This window comes from Anoxybacillus ayderensis (assembly GCF_013761015.1).
Classification (GTDB): Bacteria; Bacillota; Bacilli; order Bacillales; family Anoxybacillaceae; genus Anoxybacillus; species Anoxybacillus ayderensis.
Window position 1 is genome coordinate 182,011 of record NZ_JACDUV010000004.1, and the last position, 13,426, is coordinate 195,436.

Here is a 13,426-nt window from a genome sequence, read left to right on the forward strand (position 1 = left end):
TTATGAAGGAGCGGTTACAACAGCTTCAACAAGAAGCACTTGAAAAAATTGAACAGGCAAACGATTTAAAAGCGCTCAATGACGTGCGCGTCGCATATCTCGGTAAAAAAGGTCCAATTACAGAAGTGCTGCGCGGCATGGGAGCATTGTCTCCTGAAGAGCGTCCTGTCATGGGAGCGCTTGTGAACGAAGTGCGCGAAGTGATTCAAACAGCGCTTGAAGCAAAGCAAGCAACCCTTGAACAAGCAGAAGTCGAGAAAAAACTAGCGGCGGAAGCGATTGACGTGACACTTCCAGGACGTCCGATTAGACGCGGCAATCATCATCCGTTAACGCGCGTCATTGAAGAAATTGAAGATTTATTTATCGGCATGGGCTATACGATTGCTGAAGGACCGGAAGTCGAAAAAGACTATTACAACTTTGAAGCGCTCAATTTGCCAAAAGGTCATCCAGCGCGCGATATGCAAGATTCCTTTTATATTACAGAGGAAATTTTATTGCGCACGCATACGTCACCTGTGCAAGCGCGCACGATGGAAAAACATCAAGGACGCGGTCCAGTAAAAATCATTTGCCCGGGAAAAGTATATCGTCGCGACAACGACGATGCGACACATTCGCATCAATTTACGCAAATTGAAGGGCTTGTCGTCGATGAACATATTCGCATGAGCGACTTAAAAGGAACGTTGCGCGAGTTTGCTCGCAAAATGTTTGGTGAAGACCGCGACATTCGTTTCCGCCCGAGCTTTTTCCCATTTACTGAGCCGTCTGTTGAAGTAGATGTTTCATGTGCCAATTGCGGTGGACACGGTTGCAGCGTATGTAAAGGAACAGGTTGGATTGAAATTTTAGGTGCTGGGATGGTTCATCCGAACGTGCTGGAGATGGCGGGATTTGATTCAAAAAAATATACAGGCTTTGCGTTCGGGATGGGGCCAGAGCGTATTGCGATGTTGAAGTACGGCATTGATGATATTCGTCATTTTTATCAAAACGATGTTCGTTTCTTACAACAATTTAGTCGGGTGTAAAAGGAGGTTGGAACGATGTTTGTTTCATATAAATGGCTACAACAATATGTCGATTTAACAGGCATTACCGCAAAAGAATTGGCTGATCGCATCACAAAAGCAGGCATTGAAGTGGAAAGTGTTGAGGTGCGCAATAAAGGAATACAAGGTGTCGTCATCGGACATGTACTTGAGCGTGAACAACATCCGAATGCTGATAAATTAAGCAAATGTTTCGTTGATATCGGTGAAGGAGAGCCGGTGCAAATTATTTGCGGGGCACCGAACGTCGCAAAAGGACAAAAGGTTGCCGTTGCTAAAGTAGGAGCTGTATTGCCTGGCAACTTTAAAATTAAACGCGCCAAATTGCGCGGTGAGGAATCGAACGGCATGATTTGTTCGTTGCAAGAACTTGGCGTGGAGTCAAAATTAGTGCCGAAAGAATACGCCGACGGCATTTTCGTTTTCCCAAGCGATGCGCCGGTCGGAGCTGATGCGCTAGAACTACTTTACTTAGATGACGAAGTGTTAGAACTTAGTTTAACGCCAAACCGTGCTGATTGCTTAAGTATGATTGGCGTTGCTTATGAAGTAGCGGCTATTTTAGGACGGAGCGTAAAGCTACCGACAATCGAACTTCACGAAAACAGCGAAAGCGTTCATGATTATATTTCTATGCGCGTCGATACGCCAGAAGACAATCCGTTATATGCGGGACGTATTGTGAAAAACGTGAAAATTGGTCCATCCCCTCTTTGGATGCAAGCGCGTTTAATGGCGGCCGGCATTCGCCCACATAATAATGTCGTTGATATTACGAACTACGTTTTACTTGAGTACGGTCAGCCGCTTCATGCGTTTGACTACGATCGCCTCGGTTCAAAAGAAATTGTCGTTCGCCGCGCAAAAGCCGGTGAAACAATCGTGACGCTTGATGATGTAGAGCGCACGCTCACAGAAGAACATCTTGTCATTACAAACGGCAAAGAGCCTGTTGCTTTAGCTGGTGTGATGGGCGGTGCGAACTCGGAAGTATGTGATGAAACAGTAAACGTATTTATTGAAGCGGCATATTTTAACGGAGCAACGATTCGCCAAGCGGTCAAAGATCACGGATTGCGCAGCGAGTCGAGCACACGGTTTGAAAAAGGCATCGACCCAGCGCGCACGAAAGAAGCGCTTGATCGTGCAGCGGCATTGATGGCGGAATATGCTGGCGGCGAAGTCGTTGGCGGCGTTGTGGAAGTGAACACACTGCAACGAAAAGATGTCGTTGTCACGATTACATTAGACCGTATCAATAACGTGCTTGGCACAACAATTACGAAAGAAGAAGTCGCAGGCATTTTAACAAACTTGCAATTTACGTTCACAGAAGAGAACGGAACGTTTACGATTACTGTTCCATCGCGTCGTCGCGATATTGCGATTGAAGAAGACATCATTGAAGAAGTGGCGCGTCTTTATGGGTATGACAACTTGCCGGCAACTCTTCCAGTCGGGGAAGCAAAGCCAGGGAAACTCACCCCATATCAAGCAAAGCGCCGCAAAGTACGCCGTTATTTAGAAGATGCGGGCTTATTCCAAGCGATTACGTACTCGCTCACGAACGAGGCGAAAGCGACGATGTTTGCGCTTGAAACGGCGGAACCGATCCGTCTTGCTCTTCCAATGAGCGAAGAACGCAGCGTCTTGCGACAAAGCTTAGTGCCGCACTTATTGGAAGCGGCAAGCTACAACCGCGCTCGCCAAGTCGAAAACGTCGCGCTATACGAAATCGGCTCGGTATACTTAGCTAACGGCGAGCACGAACTGCCAAACGAAAAAGAGCGGTTAGCCGGCGTCTTGACAGGAGTATGGCATACGCATTTGTGGCAAGGAGAGAAAAAAGCGGTTGATTTTTATGTCGCAAAAGGGATTTTAGATGGTTTGTTTGCGTTGCTAGGATTAGAAAACCGCGTGGAATACAAGCAAGCAAAACGCGAGCACCTTCATCCAGGGCGCACAGCCGATATGTTGCTAGACGGCAAAACAATTGGTTTTATCGGTCAGCTACATCCGATCGTACAAAAACAATTTGATTTAAAAGAAACGTATGTGTTTGAACTAGACCTTGAAGTGTTACTGAAAGCGGAAGTAGACAACATTCGCTATACCGCGATTCCACGCTTCCCATCCATTACGCGCGATATTGCGCTCGTCGTCGATGAACATGTCGTCGCGGGTGAGTTGCAAAAAGCGATTATCGAAGCAGGCGGTGAACTATTAAAAGACGTATCGATTTTCGACGTCTACAAAGGAGACCGCCTCCCAGAAGGCAAAAAATCAATTGCCTTTGCGCTCCGTTACTACGACCCAGAGCGGACGTTAACGGATGAAGAAGTAACAAACGTTCACGAACAAGTGATTAAAGCTGTTGAACAACAATTCGGCGCCACATTGCGTGGGTAAAACGAATCCCCTATCTGATGCACGAGCATTGGATGGGGGTTTTTATGTCTTCGTCGAATCGGTGAGAGCGTTTTTTGTCTAGTCCGCCAAAATTGGCGGGCGCACCGTCAAAAAATGGCGGGGTTCCGACACAAGTTGGCGGTGAAAGAGTGAGAAAATGGAGGTATAATGAGGTTGGATAGGAAAAATATACAAGGAGGTTTAAAATGGAGTTTCTATACCTAATTACTCTACCGATAATTGGTTCTTTATGGTTTTTAAATTTCACGATTTTTTTAAAAAGATTAAACAGTAATGAAAATACACACAATCAAACAATATTAGGTGTTCTGCTAACCTTTATTTTTATTTTTGTATTTGCGTACGGTTACTTGGCAACACATTAAATATTTCAACTTAGTGAAATGTTTAGCTTGTCGATTTTGTCGACAAGTTGGACTGAATAGTTATCTTTAAGTAATTCATTAACCTGTGGTGTTAGTTGAGAGCTAGAGCTCAATTAGCACCACGCGGATTTTATGGAAATTTTTTAATATATTTTTACGATTGAATTAAAAAACAGAACCATATCATACATCACTTCATCATTGACCGTTTTGTATTTCATAGTTATATTATTAAATAGTTAAACAATTGAACTATTTGGATAGGAGGCATCGAGCGGTGGAGCGAAGCATACAACAATTGATTGAGCGCTATTTATCCGTTTCGTTTCTTGTCAATAAACGAGGGGCGGCGCTGATGAAATGTGAGTTAGATGATGTGACGCACGATCAATATTATGTATTGCGCTACATATATAAGCGAGGGGTGTGCACATCAACGGAATTGGCGGACGTGTTTGCGGTGAATAAAAGCGCCATTACCGCGATGACAAATCGTCTTGTTGAGAAAGGAATGATTGAACGAGGGAGAGGGGGAGACGACCGTCGTGTTATTGCGCTTTCGCTGACGGAAAAGGGAAGGAAATGGCTTGAAGAAACAGAACAAAATGTGTATGAACTTGTGGAAGCAATTATGACGAAACTTTCACATGAAGAAATTGAACAGTTTATTCAAACGTATGAAAAGCTAGCGATGATTTTACAAGAAATGGGGGAAAGCAAATGAAAGCGATCATTCGCGGAAAGTGGGCCGTTTTGCTTCTCTGGATTTTAGCAGCCGTCGTACTGATGATGACTGCACCGAATATGGGGGAACTTGTGCGTGAAAAAGGGCAAATTACCGTTCCAGACGGCTATTCGTCTTCGCTTGCCAGCGAGCTACTAACAGAAGTACAAAAACAAGAAAAGAAAGAAGGGGAAATGAGCGCTGTTCTCGTCTTCCATCGAAAAGAAAGATTACAAGAAAAGGATTGGAACGAAATAGAGAAGGCTGTCGAACAACTGCAAATGAAAAAAGAATCGCTCGGTTTAATGCAAATCGTTTCGCCACTTGATGACAGCTCGCTAAAAGAAAAGCTCGTTTCAAAAGATGAAACAACGGCACTCATTTCGCTTCAATTAGAACGAAACAAACGTACAGCAAAAGAAATAAGCACAGCGCTTTATGAGGCGATCAAGCATATTGATGTGCCGCACTATTACACAGGTAGTTGGATGATCGATGAAGATGTCGTGCAAAGTTCACAAGAAGGGTTGAAAAAAACAGAAGGCATTACCGTTGTTTTTATTTTAGTTGTTTTATTTCTTGTGTTCCGTTCGCTTGTTGCTCCGTTTGTACCGTTGTTAACGGTCGGATTGACGTATGTTGTGTCGCAATCGATTGTCGCCTTTCTCGTTGACCGCGTCGATTTTCCGCTTTCTACATTTACGCAAACGTTTTTAGTTGCCGTTTTATTCGGGATTGGCACAGACTATTGCATTTTATTGCTTAGCCGTTTTAAAGAAGAACTAGCGAAACGAGAAGATCGGACAGAAGCGATTATTGCGACATATAAAACAGCAGGAAAAACGGTGATTTTTAGCGGACTGGCGGTGATGATCGGCTTTGCATCGATTGGATTATCGACGTTTAAATTATATCAATCCGCCTCAGCCGTCGCAGTTGGTGTCGTTGTGTTACTTGTTGCGCTTGTTACGCTTGTGCCGTTTTTTATGGTTACACTTGGCGAAAAGCTGTTTTGGCCGATGAAAGGTGCGCTTGAACATAAACCAAGTAAATTATGGGATGTGGCAGGTCGCTTTTCTTTCGCACGACCACTATGGGCGCTTGCGATTGTCGCGATCATCACATTGCCGATTTTATTGACGTATGATGGCAAACTTTCCTTTAACTCAATGGAGGAAATTGGCGATCGATATCCTTCCGTCAAAGCGTTCAACATCATTTCTTCTCACTTTAGCGAAGGAGAAGCGATGCCTACGAAAATCGTCATGAAAAACGACGAAGCGATGAATGACGAGCAATATTACTATTTAATAGAAAAAATTAGCCGTGAAGTGGCAAATATTGATGGTGTGGATGCTGTTCGTTCGGTGACGCGCCCGCTTGGAGAGCCGATCGATCAATTGTTTGTGACAAAGCAAGCCGAACAGTTAAAAGATGGATTAGGAAAAGGAGCAGACGGCATCGGACAAATTCGTTCCGGTTTAAGCGAAGCGAGCAGCGAAATGGTGAAGTCAGCCCCGAAACTAGAGCAGGCGACGGGCGGCATTCGTGAACTCGTCAACGGAACGACGAAGTTGAAAACGGGAATGAACGATTTACAACAAGCATTGAAGCAATTAGAAGATGGCGTGCGAAGCGGAGCGCTCGGTGCAGCTGATTTAGAAAAAGGATTGCAGACGATACAAACGAATATGAAAAAGCTGCATGATGGAGCGAATGAGTTGCGAAACGGATATGAGCAAGCAACGGGCGGGTTGCGTCAACTAAGCGAACAATATAAACAAATGGAAGCAGGACTTACTGCGATTTCGAAACAATTGCCACTTCTTTCTCAGTCGCTGAATCGCGTGGAAGAACGGCATGCGGGTTTGCGTGAAGATGCGGAGTATACATATGTGAAGCAAGCGATTGAACAAATCAGTGTGCAAATGAATACACTCTCTCATGCGTTTGTTCAAGTGAATGATGCGCTACAACGGATTCAGCTCGGTTTGCAGCAGGCGAATGAATCGTTTGCGACAGTCACAAATGGACAAAAAGCACTCATGAATGGAATGGATGAAGTCATCGTTGGACTTAGAAAGCTTCGCTTAGGATTAGAGCAAGCGGCAGATGGGCAAGGACAAATTGTTCAACGACTGCCAGAAGTGACAAATGGACTAGCGAAAGTAAATGAAGGACAACAGCAATTGCTTACAGGTTTTTCACAACTTAATGGTCAAATAGATCAACTCATCTCAGGATTAAATCAAAGCGTCGATGGATTGCGACAAGTAGAAAATGGATTACAGTCCGCAAAACAGTACGTTTCTAACTTAGCGAATGCGCCAGATGAAGAAATGGCAGGGTGGTATATGCCACCACAATTGTTGACGAGCAAGGAATTTGCGCAGGCGAAGGAAGCGTATATGTCGAAAGAAGGAAAAGTAGTGACGTTCGACGTTGTTTTTTCGTCCAATCCATATGAAACGGAAACGATGGAAAAAATCGCAGAAGTGAAAGAAGCGATCGCTCGGGCAGTGAACGGTACGAAACTTGAGCATGCGAAAGTAGGCGTTGGTGGCGTGACAAGCATATACTCAGATTTACGCGACATTTCTGCTGACGATTATGCGCGCACGTCATTATTTATGCTTATAGGTATTGCGATCATTTTAATTGTCCTACTTCGTTCGTTCATTATGCCTGCGTACTTAATGTTATCGCTTATTTTAACGTATTATACGTCGATGGCATTCACTGAACTTGTATTTGTCAATATGCTTGGCTATGAAGGGGTGAGCTGGGCTGTTCCGTTTTTTGCGTTCGTTATTTTAATGGCGCTTGGCATTGACTATAGCATTTTCTTAATGGACCGCTTTAATGAATATCGTGACAAAACCGTTCAAGAAGCGATGCTTGAAGCGATGCGTCACATGGGAACAGTCATTATTTCCGCAGCGGTCATTTTAGGAGGAACGTTTGCGGCGATGTATCCATCGGGTGTGCTATCACTCTTGCAAATTGCGACGATTATTTTAACAGGCCTTTTCTTATATGCGCTGATCGTTTTGCCGTTATTTATTCCGGTGATGGCGAAAACGTTTGGACGGGCGAATTGGTGGCCATTTATGAAGTAAGAGCGGGTGTCGATGCCCGCTTTTTTTGTGATATAATGTAAAAATAGTTTCTGGAGTGAAACGAAGTGAGAAAAATGAATATGTCTGAACTAAACGATTGGATTTTTTCACGCAAAGGAAATGTGGAACGAGATATGTTACATCGTTGAAGAAACAACAAAAGCATGACTTTTGTTGTTGGGTAGTTGTCAACCTGCCCTGATGCAACCCCAAATGAAGGAAGGAGGACACCGTCCGCTTGCACTTCTGGGGAGTTGCAAGCCCACGACTTTAGTCGTTGGGTAGTTGATATATCTGCAAATCGTGGTAAGATAAAAGGTAGAATTTTGCCGAAACGGGAGATCGGCTGAATGGGGGAAACGGTTTGAAGGAGCAGCCAAAAACGCGCATTACAGTAGATATATACGGGCAACAATATTCGATCGTCGGAACAGAAAGTTCAAGTCACATTCGTCTCGTTGCGTCAATTGTTGATGACAAAATGCGTGAAATTAGTGCGAAAAATCCGACGCTTGATACGAGTAAGCTCGCCGTACTAACGGCTGTCAATATCGTTCATGAATATATTAAACTAAAAGATGAATACGATCGTCTTTTGCGAAAAATGAATAAAGAAAAGGATGATGACAGCGATGATTGATTTGCTCATTTGTTTCATCCTTCTCATGGGACTAATGATTGGATTGAAACGAGGATTTATTTTGCAATTTATTCATATGACAGGTTTTTTTATCGCGTTTATCGTTGCGTATAAATATTACGACCAACTAGCGCCACGGCTGAAGTTGTGGGTGCCGTATCCGAGCTTCGGCGACGGTGAGACGATGAAATTGCTCATTGAAAGCACAAATTTAGATGAGGCATATTATCGTGCGATTGCATTTGCTGTTTTGTTTTTTGCTACGAAAATCGTCATGCAAGTGATCGGTTCAATGTTAGACTTCGTCGCACAGTTGCCGCTTCTAAAAAGCGTAAACCGTTGGGCAGGCGGGGCGCTTGGGTTTATGGAAGTGTATTTGCTTTTATTCGTGCTTTTATACGTGAGTGCCCTTGTTCCTGTGTCTGCCATTCAACAACCGCTCCACGACTCATTGATCGCTAGTTTGATCGTCAAACATACACCGATTTTATCCGACTTTGTGAAGCATATGCTCGTGCAATATATGGCGTAAAAACTTCTCCGTTTGAGAGAAGTTTTTTCGTCGAAAGGAAGGGAATGAAATGGAGAAAAGTAAAAAAGAAGCGATTCGTTTGCTTGAAACAATCGCTTTATATATGGAGATCAAAGGAGAAAATCCGTTTAAAGTGTCCGCCTTTCGCAAAGCAGCTTCAGCGTTAGAGCGAGATGAACGCGCCTTAACACATATTGCCGATTTTACATCGATTGCAGGCATCGGGAAAGGAACCGCGGCCGTTTTACAACAATGGCTGCAGACAGGGACGAGCGATGTGCTTGAACAGTTAAAAAAAGAAATTCCTGAGGGATTGTTTTCGCTTTTAAAATTGCCGGGACTTGGCGGGAAAAAAATTGCTAAGCTGTATCATGAGCTACGTGTGACCGATATCGAAACATTAAAAGAGGCATGTTTAGCTCAACGAGTGCGACAATTAAGCGGTTTCGGCGCAAAAACAGAAGAAAACATTTTAGCCGCACTCGCTAATCTCTATGCGCGTCCTGAGCGGTTGCCGATTGCATTCATGCTTGAAGTGGCTTTAGACGTCGAACGTCAGCTTGCGAAGATGGAAGGGATTGTTCAGTTTTCGCGCGCGGGCAGTTTGCGCCGTGTATGCGAGACGATAAAAGATTTAGACTTTATTATTGCAACAAACGATCATTCGCTTGTTCGTGAGCAGTTGTTGCAACTTGAACATATTCATGACGTTGTTGCGAACGGTGACACGAAAGTATCGTTACAATTAAAGTATGAGTATGTTGTCAATGTTGATTTCCGCATCGTTTCTCCTGAACATTTTGCTACGACGCTTCATCATTTTACTGGTTCAAAAGATCATAACGTGCGCATGCGTCAGTTAGCGAAAGAACGTGGTGAAAAAATTAGCGAGTACGGCGTGGAGCATATACAAACAGGTGAAGTGAAAACGTTTGCGACAGAAGAGCAATTTTTTGCTCATTTTCATTTGCCGTTTATTCCTCCAGAACTGCGTGAAAGTGGACAAGAAGTCGATGAATATGACGGAACGCCGCTCCTTTCTTTAGCCGATATACGCGGCGATTTACATATGCATACGACATGGAGCGACGGTGCGTTTTCGATTCAGCAAATGGCGGAAGCATGCCGGAAAAAAGGGTATCGTTATATGGCGATTACCGATCATTCGCAGTTTTTAAAAGTAGCCAATGGGTTAACTGTTGAACGATTAAAACGGCAACAAGAAGAAATTGCTCGCCTGAACGAACAATACGATGACTTTGTTATTTTATCTGGCATTGAAATGGATATTTTACCAGATGGAACGTTAGATTTTTCTGATGATATATTACAAACCGTTGACTTTGTCATCGCTTCCATTCATTCCGCTTTTTCACAACGAGAAGAAACGATAATGAAACGTCTAAAAGAAGCGCTAATGAATCCATACGTTCATATGATTGCTCATCCGACTGGGCGGTTAATTGGCGAGCGAAGCGGATACGCTGTAAACATAGATGAATTGTTACAGCTTGCGAAAGAAACAAATACGGTGCTAGAACTAAATGCAAATCCACATCGTCTCGATTTAACGTACACCTATTTACAAAAAGCGCAGCAACTCGGTGTTAAAATTGCAATTAACACAGATGCGCACAATATTCGTATGCTCGATGATATGGAGCTCGGTGTTGCATTCGCACGGAAAGGGTGGATTCGAAAAGAGACGGTCATCAATACATGGGATGTCGACCAACTCATGTCTTTTTTACGAAAATAAACAGCAGGAGGGTTACTCGGTGCACGTAAAAACGTTACACATTGTTGAGTTTGATAAAGTAAAAGCACAACTTGCGGAATATGCGTCTTCCTCATTAGGAAAAGAAAAAGTTGTAGCGCTTATGCCGTCATCACATGTTGAAGAAGTTGTGCGTTGGCAAGAAGAAACAGATGAAGCGGCAACGGTTCTTCGTTTGCGCGGTCACGTTCCGTTAGGTGGTATATTTGATGTACGCCCACAAACGAAGCGTGCGAGCATCGGGGGAACGCTTAGCCCACATGAACTGCTTGATATCGCAAGCACGATGCGAGCGGCAAGGCAGTTGAGAAAATTTTTAGAAGGGACGGAGGCAGAGCTTCCGCATATGATGGCATATGCCGAGCGAATCGTTCCGCTCGTTGAGCTTGAGCAACATATATATCGCTGTATTGATGAAAGCGGGGAAGTGCTTGACGAAGCAAGCGATCGGCTTCGTTCGTTGCGCCACCAACTGCGCACGATTGAAGGGCGAGTGCGCGATAAGTTAGAGAGTATTATTCGCTCATCATCGGCTCAAAAAACATTGTCTGATGCGATTATTACGATTCGTAACGATCGGTACGTCATTCCAGTCAAGCAAGAATATCGCCATACGTATGGTGGCATTGTACACGATCAGTCTTCATCGGGCGCGACGTTATTTATTGAACCACAATCAGTTGTAGAATTAAACAATGAACTACAACAATTGCGTGTAAAAGAAAAGCAAGAAATTGAACGGATTTTAAGTGAATTATCTGCCTCTGTGGGAGAGCAGGCGACAACGATTATTGAAAACGTTGCACTGCTCGCACATCTTGACTTTTTGTTCGCTAAGGCAAAATACGCTAAAGCGATCAAAGCAACAAAGCCAGCGATCAATGGGCGTGGATATATTCGCCTCATTCAAGCTCGTCATCCGCTTATTCCACCTGATCAAGTCGTTCCAAACGATATTGAACTAGGAAACGACTACACGACAATGGTGATTACAGGACCGAATACCGGGGGGAAAACGGTCACGTTAAAAACGATTGGCTTGTTTACCATCATGGCGCAAGCTGGATTGCAAGTACCAGCGTTAGACGGATCGCAACTAGCCGTATTTCGTTCGGTGTATGCTGATATTGGAGATGAGCAATCGATTGAACAAAGTTTAAGTACGTTTTCTTCTCATATGGTCAATATTGTTGAGATTTTAAAACAAGTGGACGAGCATAGCCTCGTTTTATTTGATGAGCTTGGTGCAGGAACGGATCCACAAGAAGGTGCAGCATTAGCCATTGCTATTTTAGATGAAGTGCATAATCGTGGTGCCCGCGTCGTAGCGACAACACACTATCCTGAATTAAAAGCATACGGCTATAATCGTCGTGGTGTGATGAATGCAAGCGTTGAATTTGACATCGAAACGTTAAGTCCGACGTATAAACTATTGATCGGTATTCCCGGTCGAAGCAATGCGCTTGATATTTCTCGTCGGCTCGGATTAGATGAACATATTATTGCGCGCGCCCGCACGTATATTAGTGCGGAAAACAATGAAGTCGAAAATATGATTGCTTCTCTAGAGCAAAGTAAAAAGCGGGCAGAAGAAGAGTGGGAGCAAGCAGAAAAACTTCGTCAAGAAGCGGAACAGTTGCGAAACGAATTAGAAAAGCAGTGGAACGAATGGCATGAACAACGTGATCGTTTGCTAGAAAAAGCGAAAGAAGAAGCAGAACTGATTGTGAAAAGAGCGATGAAAACCGCAGAAGAAGTCATTCAAAACCTTCGCGAGATGCAAAAACAACAAGCGGTCGCGATGAAAGAACATGAACTCATCGATGCGCGTAAAAAGCTAGAAGAAGCTATACCACAAATCGACACGAAAAAGAAAAAGCGAGTGCAGAAAGAAAAGCAACCTTTACAACCTGGTGATGAAGTGAAAGTCACCCACCTCAATCAAAAAGGGAAGTTGATTGAGAAAGTATCCGACAAAGAGTGGCTTGTGCAAATCGGTATTTTAAAAATGAAAGTGGATGAAGAAAATTTGCAGTATGTAAGCAGTCCAACACCAATGGAGACAAAGCCGATTGCGACGGTGAAAGGACGCGATTATCACGTTCCGCTTGAGCTAGATTTGCGTGGTGAACGATATGAAGATGCGTTGCTTCGCGTTGAAAAGTATATTGATGACGCAGTATTAGCAGGGTACCCACGCGTGTCCATTATTCACGGAAAAGGAACAGGCGCACTTCGAAAAGGGGTGCAACAATATTTACAAAATCATCGTTCGGTGAAAAGCATTCGGTTTGGTGAAGCGACTGAAGGGGGAACAGGCGTCACCATTGTCGAATTACGATGACAGGAGGAACTATGAGCGCTTTTTGGGAAAATGAAATGATTCATATTGCTGCCAATTTTAGTGTCGTCATTTTATGTTTAGTTTTATTTTTAGCTATTTTTGAGCTTGTGACGAAATATAAAAACTGGGAAGAAATTAAAAAAGGAAATATGGCGGTAGCGATGGCGACAGGCGGAAAAATATTTGGTATTGCGAATATTTTTCGTTATTCAATCGATCATCACGATTCACTATTAACGATGATCGGTTGGGGGATTTATGGCTTTGTTTTGCTTTTAGTCGGTTATTTTATTTATGAGTTTTTAACACCAAAGTTTAACATTGACGATGAAATTGCCAACGATAATCGCGCGGTAGGATTTATTTCGATGGTCATTTCCATCGGCTTGTCGTTTGTCATCGGAGCAAGTATACGGTGAGAGGAGAAAGAAATG

Annotated in this window: 9 protein-coding genes; all 9 read left to right on the forward strand. The window is 43.6% G+C overall.

Annotated elements, in window-relative coordinates:
• Positions 1 to 2 precede the first annotated feature (2 nt).
• Entirely contained in the window at positions 3 to 1,037 is a 1,035-nt protein-coding gene (gene pheS / locus HNR63_RS07560; protein ID WP_181520333.1) for a phenylalanine--tRNA ligase subunit alpha, read from the forward strand.
• Between the two features lie 15 nt (positions 1,038 to 1,052).
• Positions 1,053 to 3,467 carry a phenylalanine--tRNA ligase subunit beta gene (gene pheT / locus HNR63_RS07565; protein ID WP_181520334.1) on the forward strand — a complete coding sequence of 805 codons (2,415 nt, stop codon included), beginning with the start codon at positions 1,053 to 1,055 and terminating at the stop codon, positions 3,465 to 3,467.
• Positions 3,468 to 4,130: 663 nt separating this feature from the next.
• Complete coding sequence (locus HNR63_RS07570; protein WP_181520335.1) at positions 4,131 to 4,577, forward strand: MarR family winged helix-turn-helix transcriptional regulator; 447 nt, start codon at positions 4,131 to 4,133, stop codon at positions 4,575 to 4,577.
• Positions 4,574 to 7,696: an efflux RND transporter permease subunit gene (locus HNR63_RS07575; RefSeq protein ID WP_181520336.1), complete on the forward strand. Its 3,123-nt coding sequence runs from the start codon at positions 4,574 to 4,576 to the stop codon at positions 7,694 to 7,696. The genes HNR63_RS07570 and HNR63_RS07575 overlap by 4 nt, the downstream gene beginning before the upstream one ends.
• 364 nt (positions 7,697 to 8,060) lie before the next feature.
• Positions 8,061 to 8,336, forward strand: a complete 276-nt coding sequence (gene zapA / locus HNR63_RS07580) for a cell division protein ZapA (protein ID WP_181520337.1) — start codon at positions 8,061 to 8,063, stop codon at positions 8,334 to 8,336.
• Positions 8,329 to 8,868 carry a CvpA family protein gene (locus tag HNR63_RS07585; protein ID WP_181520338.1) on the forward strand — a complete coding sequence of 180 codons (540 nt, stop codon included), beginning with the start codon at positions 8,329 to 8,331 and terminating at the stop codon, positions 8,866 to 8,868. The genes zapA and HNR63_RS07585 overlap by 8 nt, the downstream gene beginning before the upstream one ends.
• A 49-nt stretch (positions 8,869 to 8,917) precedes the next feature.
• Positions 8,918 to 10,627 carry a DNA polymerase/3'-5' exonuclease PolX gene (gene polX, locus HNR63_RS07590; RefSeq protein WP_181520339.1) on the forward strand — a complete coding sequence of 570 codons (1,710 nt, stop codon included), beginning with the start codon at positions 8,918 to 8,920 and terminating at the stop codon, positions 10,625 to 10,627.
• Between the two features lie 19 nt (positions 10,628 to 10,646).
• Positions 10,647 to 12,992 (forward strand): endonuclease MutS2, encoded by a 2,346-nt coding sequence (locus HNR63_RS07595; RefSeq protein ID WP_181520340.1) that lies wholly within the window; start codon positions 10,647 to 10,649, stop codon positions 12,990 to 12,992.
• Between the two features lie 11 nt (positions 12,993 to 13,003).
• Positions 13,004 to 13,411, forward strand: coding sequence for a DUF350 domain-containing protein (locus HNR63_RS07600; RefSeq protein ID WP_009361806.1), 408 nt, complete (start codon positions 13,004 to 13,006; stop codon positions 13,409 to 13,411).
• The last annotated feature ends 15 nt before the right edge of the window (positions 13,412 to 13,426 follow it).